This window comes from Nakamurella sp. GG22, from assembly GCF_052976845.2.
This window is the reverse complement of the sequence record NZ_JBRIIO020000013.1, coordinates 67,963-94,188: the sequence shown is the minus strand read 5'-3', so window position 1 is coordinate 94,188 and position 26,226 is coordinate 67,963. Positions and strand designations below refer to the sequence as shown.

Annotated in this window: 26 protein-coding genes; 16 read left to right on the top strand and 10 right to left on the bottom strand. The window is 68.2% G+C overall.

Translation table 11 applies throughout. The features are described 5' to 3' along the window. The first annotated feature begins 8 nt into the window (after positions 1–8). Complete coding sequence (locus ACVBEQ_RS14555) at positions 9–275, top strand: DUF3017 domain-containing protein (protein ID WP_447154025.1); 267 nt, start codon at positions 9–11, stop codon at positions 273–275. 36 nt (positions 276–311) lie between these two features. Here the strand turns inward: ACVBEQ_RS14555 and ACVBEQ_RS14550 are convergent, their stop codons facing one another. Then, positions 312–953: a MarR family winged helix-turn-helix transcriptional regulator gene (locus ACVBEQ_RS14550; protein ID WP_447154024.1), complete on the bottom strand. Its 642-nt coding sequence runs from the start codon at positions 951–953 to the stop codon at positions 312–314. A 182-nt stretch (positions 954–1,135) separates the two neighbouring features. Here ACVBEQ_RS14550 and ACVBEQ_RS14545 point away from each other — a divergent pair, with 182 nt between their 5' ends. The 6 genes from ACVBEQ_RS14545 (at position 1,136) to yhjD (ending at position 6,650) form a co-directional block, all read left to right on the top strand. After that, the gene (locus ACVBEQ_RS14545) at positions 1,136–2,350 is read left to right on the top strand and encodes an NADP-dependent isocitrate dehydrogenase (protein WP_447154023.1); all 1,215 of its coding nucleotides are present in this window, start codon (positions 1,136–1,138) and stop codon (positions 2,348–2,350) included. A 150-nt stretch (positions 2,351–2,500) separates the two neighbouring features. Then, positions 2,501–2,617 carry a putative leader peptide gene (locus ACVBEQ_RS14540; RefSeq protein ID WP_447154022.1) on the top strand — a complete coding sequence of 39 codons (117 nt, stop codon included), beginning with the start codon at positions 2,501–2,503 and terminating at the stop codon, positions 2,615–2,617. Between the two features lie 114 nt (positions 2,618–2,731). Then, positions 2,732–3,646 carry an amidohydrolase family protein gene (locus ACVBEQ_RS14535; protein WP_447154021.1) on the top strand — a complete coding sequence of 305 codons (915 nt, stop codon included), beginning with the start codon at positions 2,732–2,734 and terminating at the stop codon, positions 3,644–3,646. Between the two features lie 209 nt (positions 3,647–3,855). After that, positions 3,856–4,353: a cysteine dioxygenase gene (locus ACVBEQ_RS14530; RefSeq protein ID WP_447154085.1), complete on the top strand. Its 498-nt coding sequence runs from the start codon at positions 3,856–3,858 to the stop codon at positions 4,351–4,353. A gap of 80 nt (positions 4,354–4,433) precedes the next feature. Next, positions 4,434–5,456 (top strand): tryptophan--tRNA ligase, encoded by a 1,023-nt coding sequence (gene trpS / locus ACVBEQ_RS14525; RefSeq protein WP_447154020.1) that lies wholly within the window; start codon positions 4,434–4,436, stop codon positions 5,454–5,456. A 90-nt stretch (positions 5,457–5,546) separates the two neighbouring features. Further along, positions 5,547–6,650, top strand: coding sequence for an inner membrane protein YhjD (gene yhjD, locus ACVBEQ_RS14520; protein WP_447154019.1), 1,104 nt, complete (start codon positions 5,547–5,549; stop codon positions 6,648–6,650). Between the two features lie 176 nt (positions 6,651–6,826). Here the strand turns inward: yhjD and ACVBEQ_RS14515 are convergent, their stop codons facing one another. The 7 genes from ACVBEQ_RS14515 to ACVBEQ_RS14485 form a co-directional block, all read right to left on the bottom strand. Further along, positions 6,827–8,557 carry a D-alanyl-D-alanine carboxypeptidase family protein gene (locus tag ACVBEQ_RS14515; RefSeq protein ID WP_447154018.1) on the bottom strand — a complete coding sequence of 577 codons (1,731 nt, stop codon included), beginning with the start codon at positions 8,555–8,557 and terminating at the stop codon, positions 6,827–6,829. Positions 8,558–8,786: 229 nt separating this feature from the next. Continuing rightward, positions 8,787–9,155, bottom strand: coding sequence for a thioredoxin (gene trxA / locus ACVBEQ_RS14510; protein WP_447154017.1), 369 nt, complete (start codon positions 9,153–9,155; stop codon positions 8,787–8,789). Between the two features lie 301 nt (positions 9,156–9,456). Next, positions 9,457–10,248: a succinate dehydrogenase iron-sulfur subunit gene (locus tag ACVBEQ_RS14505; RefSeq protein ID WP_447154016.1), complete on the bottom strand. Its 792-nt coding sequence runs from the start codon at positions 10,246–10,248 to the stop codon at positions 9,457–9,459. Beyond that, positions 10,248–11,999, bottom strand: coding sequence for a succinate dehydrogenase flavoprotein subunit (gene sdhA, locus ACVBEQ_RS14500; RefSeq protein ID WP_447154015.1), 1,752 nt, complete (start codon positions 11,997–11,999; stop codon positions 10,248–10,250). Before sdhA ends, ACVBEQ_RS14505 begins: the two co-directional genes overlap by 1 nt. 172 nt (positions 12,000–12,171) lie before the next feature. Further along, a complete protein-coding gene (locus tag ACVBEQ_RS14495) occupies positions 12,172–12,603 on the bottom strand; it encodes a succinate dehydrogenase/fumarate reductase transmembrane subunit (protein WP_447154014.1) in 432 nt (143 codons plus the stop codon). Then, positions 12,600–13,031: a succinate dehydrogenase, cytochrome b556 subunit gene (sdhC, locus tag ACVBEQ_RS14490; protein WP_447154013.1), complete on the bottom strand. Its 432-nt coding sequence runs from the start codon at positions 13,029–13,031 to the stop codon at positions 12,600–12,602. Before sdhC ends, ACVBEQ_RS14495 begins: the two co-directional genes overlap by 4 nt. A gap of 560 nt (positions 13,032–13,591) precedes the next feature. After that, positions 13,592–13,849 (bottom strand): hypothetical protein, encoded by a 258-nt coding sequence (locus ACVBEQ_RS14485; RefSeq protein ID WP_447154012.1) that lies wholly within the window; start codon positions 13,847–13,849, stop codon positions 13,592–13,594. On the opposite strand from ACVBEQ_RS14485, the gene ACVBEQ_RS14480 reads away from it, so the two are divergent. The 8 genes from ACVBEQ_RS14480 (at position 13,848) to ACVBEQ_RS14445 (ending at position 23,563) form a co-directional block, all read left to right on the top strand. Beyond that, complete coding sequence (locus ACVBEQ_RS14480; protein WP_447154011.1) at positions 13,848–14,780, top strand: BMP family lipoprotein; 933 nt, start codon at positions 13,848–13,850, stop codon at positions 14,778–14,780. The two genes, ACVBEQ_RS14485 and ACVBEQ_RS14480, sit on opposite strands and share 2 nt — an antisense overlap. Before the next feature lie 186 nt (positions 14,781–14,966). Next, positions 14,967–16,685 carry an ABC transporter ATP-binding protein gene (locus ACVBEQ_RS14475; RefSeq protein ID WP_447154010.1) on the top strand — a complete coding sequence of 573 codons (1,719 nt, stop codon included), beginning with the start codon at positions 14,967–14,969 and terminating at the stop codon, positions 16,683–16,685. Beyond that, positions 16,682–17,977, top strand: coding sequence for an ABC transporter permease (locus ACVBEQ_RS14470; RefSeq protein ID WP_447154009.1), 1,296 nt, complete (start codon positions 16,682–16,684; stop codon positions 17,975–17,977). Before ACVBEQ_RS14475 ends, ACVBEQ_RS14470 begins: the two co-directional genes overlap by 4 nt. A 97-nt stretch (positions 17,978–18,074) precedes the next feature. Further along, positions 18,075–19,373, top strand: a complete 1,299-nt coding sequence (locus tag ACVBEQ_RS14465; RefSeq protein WP_447154008.1) for an ABC transporter permease — start codon at positions 18,075–18,077, stop codon at positions 19,371–19,373. A 24-nt stretch (positions 19,374–19,397) separates the two neighbouring features. Next, entirely contained in the window at positions 19,398–19,796 is a 399-nt protein-coding gene (locus ACVBEQ_RS14460; RefSeq protein WP_447154007.1) for a cytidine deaminase, read from the top strand. Further along, complete coding sequence (locus tag ACVBEQ_RS14455) at positions 19,793–21,082, top strand: thymidine phosphorylase (RefSeq protein WP_447154006.1); 1,290 nt, start codon at positions 19,793–19,795, stop codon at positions 21,080–21,082. Before ACVBEQ_RS14460 ends, ACVBEQ_RS14455 begins: the two co-directional genes overlap by 4 nt. 314 nt (positions 21,083–21,396) lie before the next feature. Next, positions 21,397–22,464: a hypothetical protein gene (locus tag ACVBEQ_RS14450; RefSeq protein WP_447154005.1), complete on the top strand. Its 1,068-nt coding sequence runs from the start codon at positions 21,397–21,399 to the stop codon at positions 22,462–22,464. Between the two features lie 10 nt (positions 22,465–22,474). Next, positions 22,475–23,563: an adenosine deaminase gene (locus tag ACVBEQ_RS14445; RefSeq protein WP_447154004.1), complete on the top strand. Its 1,089-nt coding sequence runs from the start codon at positions 22,475–22,477 to the stop codon at positions 23,561–23,563. Here the strand turns inward: ACVBEQ_RS14445 and ACVBEQ_RS14440 are convergent. Further along, positions 23,532–24,023, bottom strand: coding sequence for a MarR family winged helix-turn-helix transcriptional regulator (locus tag ACVBEQ_RS14440; protein WP_447154003.1), 492 nt, complete (start codon positions 24,021–24,023; stop codon positions 23,532–23,534). The genes ACVBEQ_RS14445 and ACVBEQ_RS14440 overlap by 32 nt on opposite strands. A gap of 81 nt (positions 24,024–24,104) precedes the next feature. On the opposite strand from ACVBEQ_RS14440, the gene ACVBEQ_RS14435 reads away from it, so the two are divergent. Continuing rightward, entirely contained in the window at positions 24,105–24,731 is a 627-nt protein-coding gene (locus tag ACVBEQ_RS14435; RefSeq protein WP_447154002.1) for an FMN-dependent NADH-azoreductase, read from the top strand. A gap of 9 nt (positions 24,732–24,740) precedes the next feature. Here the strand turns inward: ACVBEQ_RS14435 and ACVBEQ_RS14430 are convergent, their stop codons facing one another. Then, positions 24,741–26,000, bottom strand: a complete 1,260-nt coding sequence (locus tag ACVBEQ_RS14430) for a primosomal protein (RefSeq protein ID WP_447154001.1) — start codon at positions 25,998–26,000, stop codon at positions 24,741–24,743. Between the last annotated feature and the right edge of the window lie 226 nt (positions 26,001–26,226).

The window sequence follows — 26,226 nt, the reverse complement described above, 5'->3', positions numbered from 1 at the left end:
GTCGAGCGGTGACGGTCAACCCGCGGGTCCTGCGCGCCGTGCCGATCACCCTGGTGATGCTCATCGTGGTCGCCGCACTGGTGCTGATCGCGTTCGCCTATTGGCGGCGCGGGACGTTCGGACTGGGCCTGGCGATGCTGCTCGCCGGCACGCTGCGGGTGGTGCTCAGTGAGCGGACGATCGGCGTACTGGCGGTCCGCGGCCGGGGCTTCGATGTGACGTTCTACTACGTCATCGGGCTGTTCATGATCGCGCTCACCATCGGGATCACCTGAACCTTCGGCCGACCTGAACCTTCGGCCCGGCCGGGCTCACGATCGCGCGCGGCGCCGCGGTGTGCTGTCCTTGGCGGTCTGCCGCGGGATGGCGTCGGCCGCGGAGCCGCGGTTCGCCGATCCGCCTGATCTACCGCTCCGCCCGCGCGCCGTCCGCGCCGAGGTGGCCGCCGCTGCCTGCACGCCGGCACCGACGTGCTCGGCGTCGTCACGCTCCTGGCCGTCGGCCAACAATCGGCTGAAGACCCGGGCCAGCGTCGCGGCCTCCGCGTCGTCGATCTGCGACGAGAAGAGCCGCTCGATCCCGGACATGTGCACCACCGAGGCGCTGCGCAGGGCGGCCCGGCCGGATCTGCTGATCTTCACCAGCACACCGCGCCCGTCGCGTGGGTCGGGGAGCCGGTCGAGCAGGCCCTCCTCCTCGAGTCTGGCGACCTTGCGGGACAGACCGGGTTGAGAGAGCACCACCCGATCGACCAGGTCGCGCAGTCGCAAACGGCCGCCACTCTCGGCCAGTTGCACGAGGATGTCGTAGGTGCTGAGAGGTATCTCACCCGCGTCGTCCAGCTCGCGTGCCAGTTGCTGGGTCAGTTTCGCCTGACAGTGCAGGAAACCCTCCCAGGCGGTCTTTCGATCGCCGGAGAGCCCCCTGCTGCCGTTGGTTCGCGAAGGCCCCATGACCCGTCCCCCTGATGCGCCGTGCGGATCCCCACACATCAGGCCGCGACCCGATGCGTCCCACGTTCGACGACTGACGGTACGGTCTGCCCGGGGTTCCTGCACCACCGGTAACCCGTGCGGCTCAGTGATAAAGAGCTTTGGGCGGTACGGGAGAGCATTCGAAAGGGAGACGGCAGCGCATGTCGAAGATCAAGGTGACGGGCACGGTCGTCGAACTCGACGGCGACGAGATGACGCGCATCATCTGGCAGTTCATCAAGGACAAGCTGATCCTGCCGTACCTGGACGTCAACCTCGAGTACTACGACCTCGGCATCGAGAGCCGCGACGACAGCAACGACCAGATCACCATCGACGCCGCCCACGCGATCCAGAAGCACGGGGTCGGGGTCAAGTGCGCGACGATCACCCCCGACGAGGCCCGGGTCGAGGAATTCGGCCTCAAGAAGATGTGGCGGTCGCCGAACGGCACGATCCGCAACATCCTCGGCGGCGTGATCTTCCGCGAGCCGATCATCATCTCCAACATCCCGCGACTGGTACCGGGCTGGACGAAGCCGATCATCGTCGGCCGCCATGCATTCGGAGACCAGTACCGCGCCACCGATTTCCGCTTCCCCGGCAAGGGCAAGCTGATGATGACCTTCATCCCGGAGGACGGATCGGCACCGATCGAGGCGCTGGTCTACGACGCGCCGGGCGACGGTGTCGCGCTCGCCATGTACAACCTCGACGATTCGATCCGGGACTTCGCGAAGGCGTCGCTCAACTACGGGCTGGCGCGCAACTACCCGGTCTACCTCTCGACGAAGAACACCATCCTCAAGACCTACGACGGCCGGTTCAAGGACATCTTCCAGGAGGTCTACGACACCGAGTTCGCCGATCAGTACAAGGCGGCGGGGCTGACGTACGAGCACCGGCTCATCGACGACATGGTCGCCTCCGCCCTGAAGTGGGAGGGCGGCTACGTCTGGGCGTGCAAGAACTACGACGGCGACGTCCAATCCGACACCGTCGCACAGGGTTTCGGTTCCCTCGGGCTGATGACATCGGTGCTGTCCACCCCCGACGGCAGCGTCGTCGAGGCCGAGGCCGCGCACGGAACGGTGACCAGGCACTACCGCCAGCATCAGGCCGGCAAGCCGACGTCGACGAATCCGATCGCGTCGATCTACGCGTGGACCGGCGGGCTCAAGCACCGCGGCAAGCTGGACTCGACGCCCGAGGTGATCGGCTTTGCCGAGGCGCTGGAGGACGTCGTCATCAAAACCGTCGAGACCGGCAAGATGACCAAGGACCTGGCCGCGTTGGTCGGTCCCGACCAGGAGTGGCTGACCACCCAGGACTTCCTCAAGGCGCTCGACGAGAACCTGGCTACCCGGCTCGGCTGACCCGTGCACGGACACGGCCGAATCGAGTCGCCACTTCCGGGCCGTTCAGATGCCCGGAAGGGCCCGTTTTCGGCGACTCGATGACGGGGTGGACGCGGGGTCGTGCGCGTGTCGTTGACAGCCCCGCGGGGAGTCCCTAGGTTTCCTGGAATGACGACCGCCGAGACCACCGCCACATTGGCGGCTGCTCGGCGTCGCGTGCGGCTCAACCACCGGCGCAGGCATGTCGACCTGCAGCGGGTGGCGAGCGCGTTGTGTTGCAGCTGAACCGCTGATCGCGGGCGCCCGGGAAGCAGGCCGGGTTCGTCCGCGCGAGCGTTCGCGCCCACCACGTGCCCGACACGGCCACCGATTCCGGTGAGCCTGCCCGAACGGATCCTCATGACGCCGTCCCCGGCGATCGACATCCACCAGCACCTCTGGCCACCGCAGCTGATCGACGTGCTCCGGTCGCGTTCCCGCGCGCCCCGGCTCGACGGCTGGGACCTGTTGCTGGACGGCGAACCGCCGTACCGGGTGGAGCCGGTGGATCATGATCCGGCGGGTCGTCGGGCACTCGACGAGGGGCGCATCGTGCTCGGGCTCTCCAGCCCATTGGGTATCGAGGACCTGCCCGGCACCGAGGCGCTGCCGTTGCTGGCCGCCTGGCACGACGGCGCGGCGGCGCTCTGGCCGTCGTTCGAGGCGTGGGCGGCGGTCGGCCGGCAGGATCCCGATCTCGAGGATCTGGCCGGGCGGCTCGCCGGCGGGTTCGTCGGGCTGCAGATACCCGCGACCTGGCTGGCCGCGCCGCGTGCCGTCGAGGACCTCGCCGAGGTGTTCGCCGTGGTCGCCGCGGCGAACCGGCCGGTGTTCGTCCACCCCGGTCCGGTGCCGGCCACTCCCGTCACGCCCGCAGGCGCTGCCGATCAGCGCCCGCCGTGGTGGCCGGCGCTGGTCGACTACCCCGGGCAGCTGCTGACCGCCTGGTGGTCCTGGTACGTAGCGGGTCGCGCACTGTTCCCGCAGCTGCGGATCTGCTTCGCCGCAGGTGCCGGCCTTGCCCCGGTGCACCACGAGCGCTTCCTGGCCCGCTCCGGTCGACCGCTGGTGGTCGACCGGAGCACCTACGTCGACACCTCCTCGTACGGGAGGCAGGGCATCGACAGCCTGATCCGGGTGCTCGGTATCGACCTGCTCGTCCTCGGCAGCGACCGGCCCTACGCCGAACCGCTGGACATCGACCTCGGTGCGGCCGCGTCGACCGCGATCCGCCACACCAATCCGCTTGCCTTCTTGGAAGGAACCTCCTCATGACCATCACCGCAGAGACGCTGTCCCCACCCCCACCCGCACCCGCACCCGCACCCGCACCCGGTGCCGCGCCGATCCGGGCCGATGACCCGGCGCCTGCCACCAACGCAGGGCAGGCCGAGGCGGCCGCGATCGCCGGCAGGGTTGCCGACGAGTCGGTCCCGGCCCGGGCCGCCGTCGACCTCGACGTTGCCGCCGATAGCCGGCCGGAGCTGTCGCTGGACAACCTGCCCGGCCGCGACCTCGATCAGCAGGAGCTGCTGGCGCTGGCGTCATCGGTCGCCTCGAATCCGCAGCTGCTCGAGGAGCACATCGCGTTCAGCGACGACAAGCGGCACTACGTGAGCCTGCACCGGGACACCCACGTCGACGTCTGGCTGCTTTGCTGGACGCCGCAGAACGACACCGGGTGGCACGATCACGACATCTCCTCCGGTGCCGTCGCGGTGCTGCGCGGCGGGCTCACCGAGCACAACCTGGCGATCGGCACGCCCAGTCTGGAGACCGGGATCGAGGCCGGGTCGGCGTTCAGCTTCGGGCCCGACCACATCCACCGACTGACCGGTCGCGACCCCGGCAGCGTCTCGGTGCACGCCTATTCGCCGCCGCTGTGGCGGATGGGGCAGTACACGCTGGGCGCGGGTGGCCAGCTGCGCCGCCGATCGGTGTCGTACGCCGACGAGTTGCGGCCGCTGGACGACATGGCCTGACGGGCGTCCCCCCGCGCTCGAGGAGGTGGGCGGGCTCCCGTGGCCCGGAGGGGGCCCGGCCGGATGGCAAGATCGCCGTCATGAGTTCGCCAACGGAATCTTCGCAGCCCGCCCGGGCCAGGGTGCTCTCCGGGATTCAGCCGACCGCCGATTCCTTCCACGTCGGCAACTACCTCGGCGCCCTGCGGCAATGGGTGGACCTGCAGGCGACGCACGAGACGTTCTACTCCATCGTCGATCTGCACGCGATCACCGTCGAACAGGACCCGGGGGTGCTGCGCGGGCGGACCCGGATCGCCGCTGCGCAGCTGCTGGCGCTCGGTATCGACCCGGAACGCTCGACCCTGTTCGTGCAGTCGCACGTGCCCGCGCACACCCAGCTGTCGTGGGTGATGGAGTGCATGACGGGGTTCGGCGAGGCCGGCCGGATGACGCAGTTCAAGGACAAGTCGCAGAAGGGCGGCGCCGAGCGGTCCAGCGTTGGCCTGTTCACCTACCCGATCCTGCAGGCCGCGGACATCCTGGCCTACCAGGCGGACGCCGTCCCGGTCGGCGAGGACCAGCGTCAGCACCTCGAGCTGACCCGCAATCTCGCGCAGCGGTTCAACGCGAGATTCGGTGCCACTCTGACGGTCCCGGAGCCGTACATCCTCAAGCAGACGGCGAAGATCTACGACCTCACCGAGCCGACGGCCAAGATGAGCAAGTCCTCGCCGGGCGGCTCCCTCGATCTGCTGGCCCCCGTCAACGCCTCGGTGAAGAAGATCAAGTCCGCGGTGACGGACACCGACCGCGAAATCCGTTATGACGAGGCCGCCAAGCCCGGTGTCTCCAATCTGCTCTCGCTGCTGTCGGTCTTCACCGGCACCTCGATCGCGACGCTCGAGAAGGAGTACGAGGGAAAGGGTTACGGCGATCTGAAGCGTGACCTGGCCGACGTCTTCGCCGGGTTCGTGACGCCGCTTCAACAGCAGGTCGCCGGGTACCTCGACGATGAACCGGAGTTGGACCGGATACTGGCGACGGGGGCAGTGCGGGCCAGGGAGGTCGCCGACGCCACGGTCGCCGCCGTGTACGACCGGGTTGGTCTGCTGCGCGGTTGAGCCGCACGAGCTTCGCCCCGCACCAACCGGAAGTGGCAGTGCCGACGAATCACCGGGACAGGCTCGTGCAGTTTCGACACAGGAGGCCCGATGGCCGCGACGAACGGTTCGACCAGCACCGCCGCGCGTAACGGGACGCCGCCGCCCCCGGTTCCGCCCGACCCGTCATTCGTCGGGCAAGTGATCCTGCGCGGCAAGCGGATCGCCGCGCACAAGAGCGTCAAGCACCTCATCAGGGCGATCGAACGGTACGGCGAGCGGCTGGGCAGTCAGTTCGCCGGGGCGATGACCTACTTCTCGTTCCTGTCCCTGGTGCCCATCCTGATGGTCGGATTCGCCATCGGCGGCATCGTGCTGGCCAACAACCAGGAACTGCTGACCGAGCTCGAGAACCAGGTGGCCGAGCTGCTGCCGGCAGATCTGGCCGAGCCGATCACCGCGCTGATCGACAGCGTTGTCGCCAATCCGCTCGGCGTCGGCATCGTCGGTCTGCTGATCGCGCTGTATTCCGGAATCGGCTGGATGGGGAACCTGCGCAAGGCGACCACCGCGATCTGGCGTCCGGCGTTCGACGACCAGAAGGCCAACACCGACAACATCGTGGTGGCCACGGTCAAGGACCTTGGCTCGCTCGCCGGGCTGGGCGTGGCGATCGTGGTGTCGTTGGGGCTGAGCACCTTCGGGGCCCAGTTCGCCACCCAGATCCTCGATTGGGTGGGTCTGAGTGACCAGCCATGGCTGGGGCCGGTCGTCACCGTGATCACCATCCTGATCGCGATGGCCGCCGATGTGCTGATCTTCATGTGGGTCTACACCGTGCTGCCCGGCAAGCAGCTGCGGTCCCCGTTGAAGGCAAGGCTGCGCGGCTCGATCCTGGCCGCCGTTGGGTTCGAGATCCTCAAGTACGCGCTGATCGTCCTGCTCCCCGGCGTCGCGACGACGTCCCGGACGGCGGCCATCTTCGGACCCGTCATCGCGCTGCTGTTCTTCTTCAACCTCGTGGCGCAGCTGGTGCTCTTCGTGGCCGCGTGGATCGCGACCGCCGACGGCGGTCCCGAGATTGATGACGGGCCACTGCCCGAGGTCCCGGAGGCGACGCTCATGGTCCGGAAGGACTCGTCGACGTCCAAGGCGGCGGCGCTGGTCGGAGTCGGTGCCGCTGTCGGTTGGGGAGCCGCCCGTCTGCGCCGGTGACAGTCGGGCTTCGGGTGAACCGGTTCTCGGGCGGGTCGTGTTCCTGGTTGGTGCGGAACCTCCGGGTGGTCTACGCGGCTGGATGCTCCGCGGTCACCGGTTGTCCGGGTCGATGGGTGGCGGGTCGCTTTTGTTGCGGAACATCGGGGTGCTCTACGCGGCTGGACGTTCCGCGGTCACCGGTTGGGCGGGTCGGTGGGTGGCGGTTCGGTGGCCGGTGCCTCGGTCGGTGGCGGTTCGGTGGGCGGCGGGGCGTCATCGGCGGGAGGAATCTCGGCGCGCGGGGCTTCGGCTGGGGAAGCACCGCCCGGTGCGGGGGCGTCACCTGGTGAGGCAGCGGCCTCGGCCCCCTCCCCGGCCGGCGGTGGCGGCGCCTCATCGACAGTGGGTGCTCCGGCCGGCGGTGCAGGATCCTCGACAGCCGGTTCTCCGGGCGCCGGGGCGGCGTCCCCGGCCAGGACCGCACGCTTGTTCAGCCGCCGGCGACGGAGCAGCAGCAGGAGGCCGGCCAGCACCACCAACACGCCGATCCCGGCGAGCACCAGGGCCGTGGACACACCGCTCGACGTACTGGCGGCGGGCTGCGGATCGCCATTGACCGACGTCGAGTCGGTGGGGGCGGCAACTGAGGACGCGGTGGTGCTCTCGGCGGACGGGCTCGGCGGCGGACCTGTGCTCGGCGTCGGCGCCGCAGAGACCGCGGTCGCCTCCGCCAAGGACCCGACGAGCTTGCCGACCGGCTGCGTCGTGGGCGGCAGCGCGAATCCCCAGTCGAGCAGCGACGCAGCCTGCATCCACTGCCTGCGCGGCTGCTGGGTGCCGTTGAGCATCGTCACGACCAGCCGGCGGCCGTCCCGCTCGGCCATCCCGACGTAGGTGTTCCCAGCGTCGTCGGTGAAGCCTGTCTTTCCGCCGAGCGCCCCCTTGTACTGGTAGAGCAGCTGGTTGTCGTTCGCCGCGATGTAACCCTCGCCGCTCGCCGACGGCACCCGGACGTCCACGCTGGACACAATCTCCGGGAACGGCGGCGTGGCCATGTCGGCTTTTGCGAACAACGCCAGGTCGTATGCCGACGTCGACTGGCCCGGCCCGTCAAGCCCGGACACCGTCGCCGCGCGGGTGTCCAACGCGCCGAGAGCCTTTGCCGTGGCGTTCATGTCGGCGATGGTCTCGTCGTACCCGCCGTTCTCCCGGGCCAGTGCGTTGGCGGCGTCGTTACCGGAGATGATGATCAGGTATGTCAGCAGTTGGCGGATCGTGTACTTCCCGCCGTCCTCGATCCCGACCCTGGTGCCGTCCTGGCCGGCGTCCGTGCTGGTGCCCTTGACGACCTTGTCCAGCTTGCGCAAGTTCTTCAGCATGACCTGCGCGGTCAGCAGTTTCAGCGTGCTCGCGGGCCGGTATCTCCCGTGCGGGTCCTTTGCGGCCAGCACCTCACCGGTGTCGAGATCCGCGATCAACCAGGCGGCCGCCGAGATATCCGACGGCAACGGTGGTGCGCCCTTCGGCACGATCAGACCGCACTCGCCCAGCCGACCGCCGCCCACCGGCTGCTCCGGAACGGGGAGCGGCTTGACGGCAGGGGAACCAGGTGGGACGTCCTCAGAGGTGTCGACCGGCGGCGGCGGCTTCGCGCGCTGCCCGCAGTCGTCGGTGGACGGCGGCACCACCGTCTCGCTGGGCGGCACGAACGGATCGGTGTTGGGGATCGACGCGGCAAGGTGCGCACCGTCAACCGCGGAGCCCATTCCCACGTGACCGCCGACCGGCTCAACAGCCGCCGATGCGGGCGGTGCGATGCCAGCGAGCAACACCGCGACCAGCAGGGCGGACACGACAAACGACGCCCGTGATACTGCGCGGTCCAGGGGGCGCGGAGAGAGGGCGGAACGCTGGAGAACGGTCATTGCGGCAACCGTAGCGTTTCGGACTCGAACGGTCCGTGATGGCTTCGGTGCGCCCCGTCAACACGACGTTGCGCGACGGACCGTGGGCCACCTCGGAGTTTCACTCTGGTTCGAGCTCGAGGGCGTGCTTTAACCCAAATCCAACATCGGCGTTCCGCCGGCGGGCGTCACGGCACTGATACGGTATGGCGCGCTCTTCAGTTCGGTGTTCAAACCGGGAGAGCAGGGGTCAGGCGTTGGCCTGGGCTGCCGCGACCTGGGCGCGGACGTCATCCATGTCGAGCTCCTTGACACCGGTGATGACCTGCTCGAGGGCGCTGGGCGGGAGTGCGCCGGGCTGCGAGAAGACCAGGATGCCGTCGCGGAACGCCATCAGCGTCGGGATGGAGCGAATGCCGGCGGCACCGGCCAGTTCCTGCTCAGCCTCGGTGTCCACCTTGCCGAAAACGACGTCCGGGTGCTGCTCAGAGGCCTTCTCGAAGGTGGGGGCGAAACGCTGACACGGGCCACACCAGGCGGCCCAGAAGTCGACCAGCACGATGCCGTCGCCGGACACCGTCGGTTCGAATGTCGTCTTGGTCAAAGCCTGCGTGGCCATGCGGAAACCTCTCGATCGGTTCGGGATTGTCACCCGTTCCAACCACCGGAACACCCCGGCTGATTCCCGCACCCCGCGGACCCCGTCCGACCAGCAGAGACAGACCGGCGCGATGATCATGTGGCCCAGCACGCGACACGCTGACGACACGCCCGACATCGTGTGCCGGGCTGCATGATCAACAACATTCGGAGGCCGTGGCGCCCCCACCGCTGTTGATCATGGCAAAGCTGGCACGACACACCGACGAAAACACCGAAATCGCGCAAGTTACGCCATGATCAACAGCGGGATCGCGCTGTCAGATGCGGCGGAACATCAACGCGCGCTTGACTTCCTGGATCGCCTTGGTGACCTGGATGCCGCGGGGGCAGACCTCGGTGCAGTTGAAGGTGGTCCGGCAGCGCCAGACACCCTCGGCGTCGGAGAGGATCTCCAGCCGCTCCTGCCCGCCCTCGTCACGCGAGTCGAAGATGAACCTGTGCGCGTTGACGATCGCCGCCGGCCCGACATAGGCGTCGTCCGACCAGTACACCGGGCACGACGACGTGCACGCCGCGCACAGGATGCACTTGGTGGTGTCGTCGAAGCGCTGGCGGTCCTTGGGGGACTGCACGTACTCGCGGGTCGGCTCGGGGCTGTGCGTGATCAGGAACGGCTTCACGGCGCGGTACGCGTCGAAGAACGGCTCCATGTCGACGATCAGGTCCTTGAGCAGAGGCAGGCCCTTGATCGGCTCTACCGTGACCTCGTTCTTCTTGTCGCCGATCAGGTCCTTCACCAGCACCTTGCAACACAGCCGGTTCCGGCCGTTGATCCGCATCGCGTCCGAACCGCAGACGCCGTGCGCACACGACCGGCGGAAGGTGAGGGTGCCGTCGATGTACCACTTGATGTAGTGGAGCACGTTGAGCAACCGGTCACCGGGCATCGCCGGCACCCGGTACGACTCGGTGTGCGGCAGCTCGTCGACCTCGGGGTTGTACCGCTGGATGTGCACGGTCAGCATGACCGCACCGTCAGGCACCGGCGGCAGCCCTGCGGCCCCGCCCGGTCCGCCCTCGCGGTCGAGTTCCGGCGCGAACGTCGTCATCAGTACTTGCGCTCCATCGGCTGGTAACGGGTCTGGACGACCGGCTTGTAGTCCAGACGGATGTCGGAGGTCAGCTCCGCACCCTGCTTGTACGCCATGGTGTGGCGCATCCAGTTCGTGTCGTCCCGGTTCGGGTAGTCCTCCCGGGCGTGGCCGCCGCGGGATTCGGTACGGACCAGCGCACCGACGACCAGCACCTCGGCCAGCTCCAGCAGGAAGCCCAGTTCAACGGCCTCGAGCAGGTCGGTGTTGTACCGCAGACCCTTGTCCTGGATGGAGACCCGGGCGTACCGCTCCTTGAGCAGTCGCAGATCGTTCAGGGCTTCCTTCAGGGTGGCCTCGGTGCGGTAGACGGCGGCGTTGAGATCCATCGTCTCCTGCATGGCGGACCTGATGTCAGCGACCCGCTCGGTCCCGGTGGAATCCCGCAGACGCTTGACCATCTCGTCGACCGTGGCCTGCGGGCTGTCCGGCAACGGCGCGAACTCGCTGCCGTTGGCGTACTCGGCGGCGGCGATGCCGGCCCGCCGGCCGAAGACGTTGATGTCGAGCAGGGAGTTGGTGCCCAGCCGGTTGGACCCGTGGACGGACACGCAGGCGCACTCACCGGCCGCGAACAGGCCCGGCACGACATCGGTGTTGTTCGCGAGGACCTGACCCTGGATGTTGGTCGGGATGCCGCCCATCACGTAATGGCAGGTGGGGAACACCGGGACCGGTTCCTCGAGCGGCTCGACACCGAGGTAGGTACGCGAGAACTCCGCGATGTCAGGCAGTTTCGTCTCCAGCACCTCCTTGCCGAGGTGGGTGACGTCGAGCAGCACGTAGTCCTTGTTCGGGCCGGCACCGCGACCGTCGCGGACCTCCTGGACCATCGAGCGGGCGACGATGTCGCGTGGCGCGAGGTCCTTGATGGTCGGCGCGTAACGCTCCATGAAGCGCTCGCCGTCACCGTTGCGCAGGATGCCACCCTCGCCACGGACCGCCTCGGAGATCAGGATGCCCAGCCCGGCAAGGCCTGTCGGGTGGAACTGGAAGAACTCCATGTCCTCCAGCGGCAGTCCCTTGCGGAACACGATGCCGAGGCCGTCGCCGGTCAGCGTGTGCGCGTTCGAGGTGGTCTTGAAGATCTTGCCGGCGCCGCCGGTGGCGAGCACCACCGACTTCGCCTGGAAGACATGGATTTCACCGGTGGCGAGCTCGTAGGCGACCGCGCCGGTGCAGGTCTCGCCCTCGTCGGTCTTGGTGAGCAGCAGGTCAAGAACGTAGAACTCGTTGTAGAACTCGATCCCCAGCTTGACGCAGTTCTGGTACAGCGTCTGCAGGATCATGTGTCCGGTGCGGTCCGCGGCGTAACACGCACGGCGGACGGCGGCCTCACCGTGGTTACGGGTGTGGCCACCGAAACGGCGCTGGTCGATGCGGCCCTCCGGGGTCCGGTTGAACGGCAGGCCCATCTTCTCCAGGTCGAGGACCGCGTCGATGGCCTCCTTGCACATCACCTCGGCGGCGTCCTGGTCGACGAGGTAGTCGCCGCCCTTGACGGTGTCGAAGGTGTGCCACTCCCAGTTGTCGTCCTCGACATTGGCCAGCGCGGCGCACATCCCGCCCTGCGCGGCGCCGGTGTGTGACCGGGTCGGGTAGAGCTTGGTCAGCACGGCGGTCCTGGAACGCTTGCCGGACTCGATCGCGGCACGCATGCCGGCGCCGCCGGCACCCACGATCACCACGTCGTAACGGTGGAACTGCATATCAGTCCTTCCCAGGACGGGGGAGACCCGCTTCGCGGGGCTGAGCCTGCATGATCAGTCCTTCCCAGGACGGGGGAGACCCGCTTCGCGGGGCTGAGCCTGCATGATCAGTCCTTCCCAGGACGGGGGAGACCGGCTGCGCCGGGCTGGCTGTTCATACGTCGCGCTCCTGTCAGCCCATGTTGGGATCGAAGGTGAAGATGACAAGGGTGCCGACGCCGAGGATCAGCACGACAGAGGCAGCGAGCATGAGCTGCAGCCAGAACCGGGTGGAATCCTTGCGGGCGTAGTCGTTGATGATCACCCGGAGCCCGTTGGCGCCGTGGATCTCGGCCAGCCACAGCATCAGCAGGTCCCAGACCTGCCAGAACGGGCTCGCCCAGCGCCCGGCGACGAAGCCCCAGTTGATCCGGTGCACCCCGCCGTCGAGCACGTTCATGATCAGCAGATGGCCGAGAACCAGCACCACCAGCACGATCCCGGACAACCGCATGAACATCCACGAGTACATCTCGACGTTGCTGCGCCGGCCGGTCACCCGGCGCCGCGGCGCGCGGGGGGCGACGATGCCGCGAGTTGCGGGAGGGTCGAAGGCGGCGGTCACGAGGCACCGCCGAACAGGTCACTCACGGTGCGCTGCAACATGAAGTAGACGCCGGGGATCATCAGCACGAACCAGATGCCGAGGATGACCCAGAGCATCGTCCGCTGGAAGCGGGGGCCCTTGGACCAGAAGTCCACCAGCATGATCCGGATGCCGTTCAGCGCGTGATAGAGCACCGCGCCGACCAGACCGACCTCCATGAGGTTGACGATCGGGTTCTTGTAGGTCTCGATGATCTGGTTGTAGGCCTCGGGGGAGACTCGCACGAGGGCGGTGTCCAGCACGTGAGCGAACAGGAAGAAGAAGGTCAGGACGCCGGTGATCCGGTGCGCGACCCAGGACCACATGCCGGCATCGCCGCGGTAGACCGACCCGCGACGCGGCAGGGGAGCCCGCTCGCCGGTCGCGTAAGTGGTGGGGGTGGACATGATCGTGTTTCGACCTCCGGCATCAACGGCGGACGCGCCTGGACGGGACCTGTGGGACAGCAGTGCAACAGTGCGTTTGTTTCAACGGTGCGACCGCCCGGCCACCACACAGCGATCTTGCAGCAAGGCTAACCCTGACTTCACATCGGGAGCGACCCCGAGGGTGTGTGACGTGATCGACAGGGGGGTGTGTTGGCGCACACCCCCGACCAGCGACGATGGTGATGGGTCACGTTCGGCCGAGTGGAGGTGATTCGGCTGCCCGGTCCGTCCCTCACGGCCGTCACGGTGACGTTCGGCAACGGCAGGTGGACCGTGGGTGCCATTTGGCCGCAAAATTCCTGGTTGACAGCAGTCGAAGCCGGACAAATTGCGGCCATCCGGGTCAATACATGAGTCTCCAGGAACAATTCGGTTACAGAGCGGCGTCGCCCCTCGCCGGGGCGACTACCGGCAGGTAACGTCCAGCGGGCCAAACCGTCGGCGCTCTCGCCGACGGCGCACGTCGCCCGACTGGGCGGCATGCAGTGACGAACAGGAGAAAACAACGTGCGTCGAGTTCACAGCCTGAGGGTTGTCGCCGGGTTGGCCGTTGCCGGCCTCGCTCTCGCGGCCTGCGGAAGCGCTCCGAGCAGCGAAACCAGTTCAACGGCGGCGGCAGCCACCAGCGCTTCGTCGGCAGCATCCAGCGCTGCGTCCGGAGGCGAATCCAGCGCCGCATCCAGCGCAGCTTCCTCGGGTGCTGCCGCATCGGGCTCGTCCGGCGCAGCGGTTGCGCCCAGCACATTTCCGCAGAACGCCGATTTCAAGGCCTGCATGGTCTCCGATGCGGGCGGGTTCGACGACAAGTCCTTCAACCAGATCGGTGCCGCGGGCCTGGACCAGGCCGCCGAGGAGATCGGTGTGCAGGAGGTCAAGGTCGAGTCCGCGGACGGGAACGCCTACGCGCCAAACATCGACGGTCTCGTCGCGCAGAACTGCGACATGATCGTGACGGTCGGCTTCCTGCTGGCCGACGCGACCAAGGCCGCGGCGACCGCGAACACGGAGACCGAGTTCGCCATCATCGACGACGGGTCCATCGACCTGCCCAACGTCAAGCCGCTGCTGTTCGACACCGCCCAGGCCGCCTACCTGGCCGGCTACACCGCGGCCGGGTACTCCACGTCCGGCACGGTCGCCACCTTCGGCGGCGCGCCGATCCCGCCGGTGACGATCTTCATGGACGGGTTCGTCGACGGGGTCGCCAAGTACAACGAGGACAACGGCGCGAAGGTAAAGGTGCTCGGCTGGGACAAGGCCGCGCAGAACGGCTCCTTCACCGGTGACTTCGAGAATCAGTCCAAGGGACAGGACCTCGCGCAGGGCTTCATCGACCAGGGTGCCGATGTGATCATGCCGGTGGCAGGCCCGGTGGGCCTGGGTGCGGCGACAGCAGCCAAAGCCGCGGGTGACGTCGTCATCATCGGCGTCGACGCCGACTGGTTCGAAACGGCACCCGATTTCAAGGACATCATCCTGACCTCGGTGCTCAAGAACATGGACGTCGCGGTGTTCGACGCTGTCGGCAACGCCTCTGCCGGCAACTTCAGCAACGAGCCCTACGTCGGCACCCTGGCCAACGAGGGTGTTGCGTTGGCGCCGTTCCACAACGTCAAGGTCACCCCGGAGTTGGAAAGCCAGGTTCAGGCGCTGCAGGAGCAGATCATCGCCGGCGATCTCACGGTGGAATCGGTCAGTTCCCCCTGATCTCAGGCCGGTTGAAGAAGTGAAGGGCGACGGGTCGGGCGAGAATCTCGCCTGACCCGTCGCCCTGTCGTATCTCTTCTGCCGGTCGGGCAGCGTGATGATCGGCTGGATGGTCTGATCAATGGGCGCATGTTGCCCACCGAGTCCCGATAGCCCGACATGGCCCGCTGCGGAGGTGTGAGTCACGTGAAGCTTGAGCTCCGCGGGATCACGAAAAGGTTCGGCACCCTGGTGGCCAACGACGCCATCGATCTGGTGATCGAACCGGGAGAGATTCATGCCCTGCTGGGGGAGAACGGCGCCGGCAAGAGCACCCTGATGAATGTCCTGTACGGGCTGTACGACCCGGACGACGGCCAGATCCTCATCGACGACAAACCGGTCCGGTTCGCCGATCCCGGCGACGCGATCGGCAGTGGGATCGGCATGGTGCATCAGCACTTCATGCTGGTCCCGGTGTTCTCCGTGGCAGAGAACGTGGTGCTCGGGTACGAGCCGACCACGGGTTTGCGGATGATTTCCACCAAGGACGCCAGGGCCAGGGTGAAGCAGATCTCCGACCGGTTCGGTTTCGCCGTCGATCCAGACGCGATGGTCGAAGACCTGCCGGTCGGCGTGCAGCAGCGGGTGGAGATCATCAAGGCGCTCTCCCGCGACGCCGAGGTGCTCATCCTAGACGAACCGACCGCCGTGCTCACCCCGCAGGAGACCGACGAACTGATCCAGATCATGCGGCAACTCAAGGAGTCGGGGACCTCCATCGTCTTCATCACCCACAAACTCCGCGAGGTCAGGGCGATTGCTGACCAGATCACGGTCATCCGCCGCGGCAAGGTGGTCGGCGCCGCAAGCCCCGAGGCCAGTGAACCCGAGCTCGCCTCGATGATGGTGGGCCGCGCCGTGGACCTGCGGGTGGCCAAGGAACCGGCACAACCGGGCGATCGCACATTCGTGGTGTCGGGCCTGACGGTCATCGACGCAGCGGGGGTCCGGCAGATCGACGACCTCAGCTTCGACATCGCCCGTGGCGAGATCCTGGCGATCGCCGGCGTGCAGGGCAACGGCCAGACCGAACTCACCGAGACCATCCTCGGCGTTCGTTCCCCGGTCAGAGGCTCGGTGAGGCTGGATGGGGTCGAACTCGTCGGTCGATCGGTGCGTGATGTGCTGGCCGCTGGGGTGGGTTTCGTCCCGGAGGACCGCAGTACCGACGGCGTCATCTCCTCCTTCTCGGTGGCCGAGAACCTGGTGCTGGACAGCTTCACCCGCCCACCCTTCTCACGCGGCATCGCGCTGAACCTCGCAGCGGTCGCAACGAACGCCGACAACCGGATGAAGGAGTTTGACGTCCGGGCAGGCTCGGCCACCGCACCGGCCGGCACGTTGTCTGGTGGCAATCAACAGAAAGTTGTTGTCGCGCGCGAGATGTCGCGCGAGCTGCGGCTGCTGATCGCCTCCCAGCCGACCCGCGGCGTGGACGTCGGCTCGATCGAGTTCATCCATTCGCGGATCGTGGCCGAACGCGACATCGGCACCCCGGTGCTGATCGTGTCCACCGAACTGGACGAGGTGGTGGCGCTGGCCGACCGGATCGCGGTGATGTACCGGGGACGCATCGTCGGCATCGTCGAGGGCGATACCGACCGCGACGTCCTCGGCCTGATGATGGCGGGCGTCCCGCACCTCGAGGCGATCGAGCAGGCCGCCGCCCATCGCACCGTGCTCGGCGAGGCCGACGTACTGAGTGAGGCCGGCGCAGCCACAGCTGTAGACCCGGCAGCTGCAGACCCGGCACCCGCGGACCGGGTAGCCGCAGGCCCGGCAGTCGCAGAGCGGGCGGCCGCACCTGGTTCCCAGGGCGCAGCGGCACCGCCCGCCGCCCGCCTCCAGGAGGAGAAGCCGTGACGTCGCAGGAACTCCCGGCACCACAGCCCGCCTCGGAGCCGGCCGCCGACCTGACCGGCCACGGCGTAGTCGAGGCCCCGGGGTCCGCCAACCAGCAGAATCCGCCGTCGGTGTTGAGCCAGTTACTCAACTCCTCGGCGTTGATCTCGGTTCTGGCGGTGGTGCTCGCGCTGATCATCGGCGGGGTGCTGATCGCGGCCGCCGACCCAGACGTGCAGGCGGCCGCCGGTTACTTCTTCGCCCGCCCGGCCGATCTGGTCTCGGCAGTCTGGGAGTCGGTGTCCAGCGCTTACATCGCGTTGTTCCAGGGCGCGATCTACAACACCCAGGCCGAGACGTTGGCCGGCGGGCTGAAGTCGCTGTCCGACACGATGACTGCCTCGGTGCCGCTGATCTTCGCCGGTTTGGGGATCGGCATCGGATTTCGTGCGGGGATGTTCAACATCGGCGCGCAGGGGCAGATCATTCTCGGTGCGATCTTCGCCGGCTACATCGGATTCGCCTTCCAGTTGCCACCCGGGGTGCACCTGCTGCTGGCCATCGTCGGCGCTGCCCTCGGCGGCGCGATCTGGGCCGGTATCGCCGGCCTGCTCAAGGCCAGGACGGGCGCCAACGAGGTGATCGTCACGATCATGCTCAACTACATCGCCGTCTATCTGATCGCGTATTTGCTGTCAACCAGCGCCTTCCTCCGTCCGGGGTCGATCAACCCGAAGAGCCCGCCGATGGAGGCCAGCGCGCTGTATCCCAAGCTGCTCGATCTGCCGGGATGGCGGCTGCACTGGGGGTTCATCCTGGCGCTGGTCGCCGCCGTGGCGGTGTGGTGGCTGATGGACCGCTCGACCATCGGGTTCGCGTTTCGGGCCGTCGGCGCCAACCCCGAAGCAGCCAGGACGGCCGGCATCTCGGTCAGTGCCTCCTATTTCTGGGTCATGGTGACCGCCGGTGCGCTTGCCGGGCTGGCCGGGTCCGCGCAGATTCTCGGCCCGGTGTCGGACGGGTTGACCGCGGGCGTTGCCGCCAGCTACGGCTTCGACGCCATCACGGTCGCGCTACTCGGCCGGTCCAAACCCTTCGGCACGGTGCTTGCCGGGCTGCTGTTCGGCGCCTTACAGGCCGGTGGCTACACGATGCAGTCGCTGACCGGGACCCCGATCGATGTCGTGCTCGTGCTGCAATCGCTGATCGTGCTGCTCATCGCGGCCCCGCCACTGGTCAGACGGGTGTTCTTCCTGCCCGGCCGGACGAAGTCCAGCCGCCGGCAGCGCAAACCCCAGGAGGTGAAGGTGTGAACGAGACGAAGCCGAGCGCGCCTCGGCGGCACCGTGGCACCCAAGTGTCTCGGCGGCACCGTGGCACCGAGGTGCGGAACGAGCCGGGAGCGGACCGATGAGCAGCGCATCAACCGTGGTGGCTCCCAAGCCGGCGGACGACGACTTTCTGGCTTCCCTGAAGCCGCCCAGCTACCAGGCCCCGATCGCATACGGCATCATCGCGGTCATCGGGCTGCTGGTCTTCGGAATCCTGCCGGCGTCCGGCCAGCAGACGACCTTCACGTTCGCGACCGACTCCGACTTCTTCCAGATCCAACCGCTGACGGTGCCGTCGAAGTCCACTGCACTGGTGTTAAGCCTGCTGGCGCTCGGCCTGGCGGTGTACTCGTTCATCAACGCGCGGGCTCGGCGCAAGGTGGGCCTCTGGCTGCCGATCGTCTTCTCGGCGCTGATCCTGACGGCGTTCCTGACCTGGGCAGTCGCCGGCAAGGACCTACCGCTGACGGTCACCGGGCTGCTGCAGGGTGCGTTGTTCCTGTCGATCCCGCTGGTGTTCGGATCGATGGCCGGCCTGGTGTGCGAGCGCGTCGGCATCGTGAACATCGCCATCGAGGGTCAATTGCTGGCCGGAGCATTCCTCGGCGCGGTGGCCGCCACGCTGGCGGGCAATCCGTATGTCGGCTTGGTCGCCGCCCCGTTCGCGGGCGCTCTGGTCGGCCTGCTGCTGGCCTGGTTCGCGATCTCCTACCGGGTGGACCAGATCATCGTCGGCGTCGTGCTGAATGTGCTGGTGATCGGCCTGACCAGCTACCTGTTCTCCACGGTGCTGACCGACAATTCCTCGTCGCTGAACTCGCCGCCGCGGTTGCCGGTGATCGAGATTCCGCTGCTGGCCGACATTCCCGTCATCGGCCCGGTGCTGTTCCAGCAGACGCTGCTGGTGTACCTGATGTTCGCGCTGGTGATCGGCCTGCAGATCCTGATCTTCCGGAGCCGTTGGGGGCTGCGGATGCGGGCCTGCGGCGAGCACCCGAAGGCGGCGGACACCGTGGGGATCCCGGTCAACAGGACCCGGCTGCGCAACACCGTGCTGGGCGGCGCGATCGCGGGCCTGGGCGGTGCATTCTTCACGATCGCCTCTGGCCTGGCCTTCGCCAAGGAGATGACCGGGGGCCAGGGGTTCATCGCGCTGGCGGCGATGATCCTCGGACGCTGGAGCCCGCGTGGCGCCTTCGTCGCGGCGTTGCTGTTCGGGTTCGCCGCGAGCCTGCAGACGAGGCTCGGCATCATCGGCACGCCCATTCCCAGTCAGTTCATGTTAATGACGCCCTACCTGGCCACCATTTTCGCGGTCGCCGGGTTGGTCGGCCGGGTCCGGCCGCCCGCTGCGGAGGGAATTCCCTATGTCAAATAATCGCCTGTCACCGATCGGATGCGCATGACCATCGACTGGGACGCTCTCCGGTCGATGGCGGTCGAGGCGGCCGCCGCCGCGTACTGCCCGTACTCCCACCTCCAGGTGGGCGCCGCCGCCTTGGTCGACGACGGGCGGGTGATCACCGGGTGCAATGTCGAGAACGCCTCGTACGGGCTGGGTCTGTGTGCCGAGTGCACCCTGGTCGGTCAGCTCCGGCTCACCGGAGGCGGCCGGTTGGTGGCACTGGCCTGCCGGTCGGGCGACGGTGAGCTGCTGATGCCGTGCGGCCGCTGCCGGCAGGTGATCTACGAGTTCGGCGGTCCGGAGCTGCTGGTGGACACGCCGACCGGTCCGGAGGCGATGATGTGGGTGCTGCCGGCGGCTTTCGGCCCGGCAGACCTTCCCGGTGCACCAGGGTGAGCGCCTTCGCCGCGGTCGACGTGATCATCGCCAAACGGGACGGGCACGAACTCAGTACGGCGCAGATCGACTGGGTGATCGACGCCTACACCCGCGGGGACGTCGCCGAGGAGCAGATGTCCGCGCTGCTGATGGCGATCCTGCTCAACGGCATGAACCGCGCTGAGATCGCCGCCTGGACCGCGGCGATGATCGCGTCCGGCATCCGGATGGACCTGTCCGGCGTGGGCCGCCCGACGGTGGACAAGCACTCCACGGGCGGCGTGGGGGACAAGATCTCGCTGCCGCTCGCGCCGCTGGTCGCGGCGTGCGGGGCGGCGGTGCCGCAGCTGTCCGGCCGCGGCCTCGGGCACACCGGCGGCACGCTGGACAAGATGGAGTCCATCGAGGGCTGGCGGGCCGCGGTCAGCCTGGACGAGATGACCGAACAGCTGGCCTCCGTCGGCGCCGTGATCTGCGCCGCCTCGGCCGATCTCGCACCGGCCGACCGCAAGCTGTACGCCCTGCGGGACGTCACCGGCACCGTCGAATCCATTCCGATGATCGCGGCGTCGATCATGAGCAAGAAGATCGCCGAGGGCACCTCGGCGCTTGTGCTGGACGTCAAGGTCGGCTCCGGCGCCTTCATGAAGCAGCCCAGCCACGCGGCCGAATTGGCCAGGACGATGGTCGAACTCGGTGCGGGCGCCGGGGTACGGACATCGGCACTGCTCACCGACATGTCGACGCCGCTGGGCGTCGCCGTCGGCAACGCCGTCGAGGTGGCCGAATCGGTCGAGGTGCTGTCCGGCGGCGGTCCCGCCGACGTCGTGGAGCTCACCGTCGCCCTGGCCAGGGAGATGGTCGAGCTGGCCGGTCTGCACGTCGATCCCGCGCTCGTGCTCGCCTCGGGCCGGGCGATGGACAGCTGGCGGCGGATGGTCGCGGCGCAGGGCGGCGATCCGGATGCCCCGCTGCCCACCCCGCGGTACCGGGAGACCGTGGTGGCCCGGACGGCAGGTGTCGTCACCGGACTGAACGCACTGGACGTCGGTGTCGCGGCCTGGCGGCTCGGCGCGGGCCGGGCCCGGCGGGAACACGCGGTGCAGCAGGCGGCCGGCGTGCTCTGCCTGGCGAAACCCGGTGACACCGTCACGGTGGGATCGCCGCTGTTCGAACTGCACACAGACACCCCCGAGCGGTTCGCCGCGGCGCTCGACGAACTGGCCGGTGCGGTGACCATCGCCCCGGCGGGCACGGCGGTCCAGCGGCCGCCGCTGGTCCTCGATGTGATCCGGAGCGGTTGAGCCGACCCGTTAGGGGACCAGCTGTCTCGACGGGTGATTCGTGATCATCCCTGTGGCGCAACGGATCGGGTCGACGTCGCCTTCCGTCACCGTAGCGACGTCTTCCGTCGTGCGTCCAGACACCCTGGGGTGACGGGCTTCTCAGCTGTGTACGGCAACCGGACATTTCGCTCGACGATCGATACTCGCAGATTGTTGCGCGCACAATCAAAGGGGTACAGGACGCACATCGCACCGGATGCGCCGCTCGTGATCCTTCGGCGGCCCTGAGCGCGCTGGCAGCGAACGCGTTGTCCGGCGGGATGGGACAGCGGATGACACGAGCCCGGCAGTCGTCCGGCGTCGCAGCCGGGTCAGTCCCGCGCCTGGCCGTTCTGCTCGTGGCCGTTGTGCTCGTGACCGTTCTGCTCGTGGCCGTTGCGGGCTGCGGCGCCGACCGGTCCTCGGCGGATGGCGATGTCACCGTCACGATGACCGTTGCCGCTCCACCGTTGGAGACCACAAACGGCAGATCCGCGCCGGCGAACACCGCACCGAACAGCACCGCACAGGACAGCGCCGCCCCGACGATGGCCATCGCCAACCCCTGGCCACGGCCCCCGGCCGACCCGACGGCCGCCGTGGCCGCGGCCGTCGCAGCCGCGGCGCAGCGGGGCGTGCGGCAGTCCGTCGTGATCATGGACAGGGTGACCGGTGCCATCCTGGCCGAGAACGACCCGGACGAGCTGTACCCGGCGCTCAGCCTCATGAAGATGCTTGTCGCCGCGGACCTGCTGGCCGGCGGCCGACCGCTGGATGCGACCACCAGGGCGCAGTTCGAGGAGATGATCGCCGCGTCCGACGATGTCGCCGGCTCGGACCTGTATCAGGCGACGGGTGCGGATGAGATGGTGCGCAGGGTCGCCGACGGCTTCGGGCTGAGCGGGACGACGCCGACGCCGGACGGCCGGTGGTGGGGCAACGTGCAGACCTCGGCGGCGGACATGGCCAGCCTGCTGGACCAGCTGCTGGCGGACCCGGTTGCAGCGGCGGTGATCGGCCCCGCCATGCGGTCGGCCACCGCGTTGGCCGCTGACGGCGTCGATCAGCGTTTCGGGATGCGCGTCGTGCCCGGCGCCGGGTCCAAACAGGGGTGGGGCTGCTGCCTCAGCGGTGTGCTCGGCGTGCACTCGATCGGATTCACCGACGAGCGGATCGTCGTGGTGCTCAGTGCCGCCGCACCGGACGACTACAGCCTCGGACAGCAGGACGGCCTGGCGTTGCAGGCCAACGCCGTCGGCCGGGTTGCGATCGGGACCGTCACGGCGACCGTGCGGGCGGCGCTGGGTGAACCCGCCGGCACGGACAGGCTTGGTTCGCCGACGTTCATGCCGGCCGGGTAACGTCCGCCGGATGCCGACACCGTTGACCGCCGACACCATCGTCACCGCCCCGAAGGTGCTGCTCCACGATCACCTCGACGGCGGTCTGCGCCCCGCGACGCTGGTCGAACTCGCCGAGCAGGCCGGCTACCGCCAGCTGCCGACCACCGTGGTCCCCGACCTCGCGCGGTGGTTCGCCGAGTCGGCATTCTCGGGCTCGCTGGAGCGGTACCTGGAAACCTTCACCCACACCACGGCCGTCATGCAGACCCGAGAAGCTCTGGTGCGGGTGGCATCCGAATGCGTCCAGGACCTCGCAGCTGACGGAGTGGTGTACGCGGAGGTGCGGTTCGCCCCCGAATTGCACACCGAGCACGACCTCTCCCTCGACCAGGTGGTGCAGGCGGTCCTGGATGGTGTGGCGGCGGGGACGACGGCCGCGGAGGCCGCGGGTCACCGCATCCGGGTCCGGCTGCTGCTGACCGCGATGCGGCACGCTGCCCGGTCCACGGAGATCGCGGAGTTGAGCATCAAGTTCCGTGACCGCGAGGTGGCCGGGTTCGATATCGCCGGTGCGGAAGCGGGTTTCCCTCCCACCCGGCATCTGGACGCGTTCGAGTACCTGCGCCGGGAAAACGCGCACTTCACCATTCATGCCGGTGAGGCGTTCGGGTTGCCGTCCATCTGGGAGGCGATCCAGTGGTGCGGCGCCGACCGGCTCGGGCATGGGGTGCGGATCGTCGACGACATCACCGTGGATCGCGACGGTACGGCGCACCTCGGCCGGCTGGCGGCGTACGTCCGGGACAAGCGGATCCCGCTGGAGATGGCGCCGACGTCGAACGTGCAGACCGGAGCCGCGACGTCGATCGCCGACCACCCGATCGGGCTGCTCGCCGCGCTGAAGTTCCGGGTCACCGTCAACACCGACAACAGGCTGATGTCGGGGTGCACCATGAGCAGCGAGATGACGGCGCTCAGTGAAGCTTTCGGCTACGGCTGGGACACCCTGCAGTGGTTCACCGTCAACGCGATGAAGTCGGCGTTCCTGCCGTTCGCGGAACGGCTGGAGATCATCGAGCGGATCATCAAGCCGGGGTACGACCGGTTGCGCGGCTGACCACCCTGCCGAGCCCGTCCCGGATGGCCGTCAGTTCGCTGCCCGTCAGCGCGGCGCCGAAGTGCTCCCGGATGCCCCGCTGGTAGGTGGGCGCGGCCTGTCGGAACAGTGTGCGGCCGGAGGCGGTCAGCGCTGCGTAGGAGGACCGCCGATCGTCCGAATTCGCTTGACGCGCAACGAGTCCCGCAGCGGTCAGCTCGTCCACCAAGCGGCTGACCCTGGTCCGGCTCAAAGTCACCCGCTCGCCCAGTTCGCTCATCCGCAGCCGTCGGTCCGGGGCGCTGTTCAGCTCCAGCAGGATGTCGTACCAGGCCAGTGACAGGCGATGCGCGGCCTGGAGTTCGCGATCCAGGATCGGGACCAGCGCCGCGTGCACCCGGAGAAGTGCGCCCCAGGCGTCCTCGACGGCGCGGTCGCCGACGGCTGGGTCCACCCGCGGCGTGGAGCGCGCTTTCGACATCGTCCGAGCCTACTACTTGCGTGCGTCCGCACGTAAATAGTAGTGTGTGCGCACGCACTTAAATCGCTCGAGGGAGTCGACATGACCACACTGCTGCACGTATCCGCCTCTCCCCGCGGGGCGGCATCGGAATCACTGGCGATCGCGGAGACCTTCCTGTCGGCGTACCGGGAGACCCATCCGGATGTCGAGATCGAGACCTGGGACCTGTGGGACGGAACACTGCCGGAGTTCGGGCCGGCGGCCGCGGCGGCGAAGATGGCAGTCTTTGCGGGCGCGGACCCGGAGGGCGACCAGGCCGCAGCGTGGCGGTCGGCGCGGCAGGCGTTCGAGCGCTTCGCCGCGGCGGACGCGTACCTGTTCAGCGTTCCGATGTGGAATGCCGGGATCCCGTACATCCTCAAGCAGTTCATCGACGTGGTGAGCCAACCGGGGATGGTCTTCGGGTTCGATCCAGCGAGCGGCTACACCGGGCTCGTGACCGGTCGGAAGGCCGCGGTGGTCTACACCAGCGCCGTCTACGGAGCGGGTCGACCACCGTCGTTCGGCTCCGACTTCCAGGCGCCGTACCTGCGGGATTGGCTGCGCTGGGCCGGGATCGAGGACGTCACCGAAGTGGAGTTCCGGCCGAACCTCGCCACCGCTGACGCCGAGACCGGCCGGCAGGCCGCGCACGCCGCCGCGAGGGACGCCGGCAAGAGGTTCTGACCGTGCCCGTCAGCCGCGGTCGCCGTCCCAATCGAGAGTCGCGCTGAACCGGTCGACCAGCACGCTCCAGGCCGCCACCTCGTCGTCGTACGGCGGCGCGGGGGCCTGGCGTGCCGGATCGGGACGCACGGCGGCGCCGATCAGGTTGCCCAGCGGGCTGGCGGTCCCGAGTGCGTCGATCGTCTCGGCGTCACCTCGTTCGAGGGCCGCATCGGCGAGCAGTTCGACGCCGAGCTCGAGTTGCTTGCGGTCGACCGCTGCCGGTCCCTCCAGCAGGCCCCTGTCGAGCCCGTCCAGCACATAGGTGTTCTCCGGACCGGCCAGCACCGCGGCATCGCCGTCGGTGACGGCCTTGCGGATGTCCGGCCACACCGCGAGCGAGGCAAGTGCGTGTTTGGGATCGATTTCCATCAGGTAGTTCTCGAGATCGTCGGCGGACGAATAGATCTGGATCCGGCCGCCGCGGGAGAGGAACACCGGGTCGTCGCCGAGGTAGCACCGCAGGGTGTACCCGGTGCGGTCGTTGACGGTGATCTCGAGGCAGTCGACCCCCGTCTCGTCCCAGAACTCGAGGTCCTCGTCCCTGCTCTCGTCGACCTGCACGTCGTCCAGTTCCGCCTCGACGTCGACCGGCACGCCGGGCTCGGGTTCCGGGCGCTTCTCGACGGCACTGATCGCCGCCGCCTCCTCCACCGCGACCTCGAGCGACGCCGGATCGACTTCCGGGGTGCTGACGATGCCGTCCAGCGCATCGAGAACCTCGTCCCAGCGGGCCGCCACCACCGCACCGATCTCGTTCCACAGCTTCTCGCCGTTGCGCCCGACGAACGCCTGCTGACCCATCGGCAGCAGCGCGAACCCGTCGGCGGAGTCCAGGACGTCGTCGACGGCATCAAGGCCGCAGACCTCGGCGAGTGAGCGCAGGATGGCGACGGTGTCGGTCAGTTCCGCGAGCGTCCAGATGTCCGCCGGCTCCGAGACGAGTTCTGGTACGCCGACGATGTCGAACCGGTGATCGTCGTCGGGGGAGAGCTCGTCCACCAGCAGATCGGCAGCCGCCTCCCACTCGGGGTGATCCAGCAGGTCGTGCTCGGTCGAGGTTCGGATGAAGGCCGCAAGGTGAGCCGCTGTCGGGAAGATGTACAGGTCTTCCTCGTGACCGAGGAACGCCTCCCAGTCCTCGCCGTCCTCCCGCCAGCTCGGTGCCCACAGGGTCAGCCCGTTGCCCGCCGTCAGCCCGAGCTCAATGGGAATGATGTCCGCTGCCACCGAAATGGTCCTCTCAGTGCTTCCTCGTCCGATTGGGCGCGGCCCCCGGGTCGGTCGATCGCGCGGCGCAAGCCTAATGGGTGTTCCTGGGGTGCCCGCCCGAAACCGGCCGTCAGCGGGTGCGGATGGGATGAGGGAGTGAATGAAGTGGCTCGGCGCTGTCGCGACGGGCGATGATGGTGGGCGTCCCCCCGGGAATCAGGGGTGCGCGTCCCCCTGGGAATCA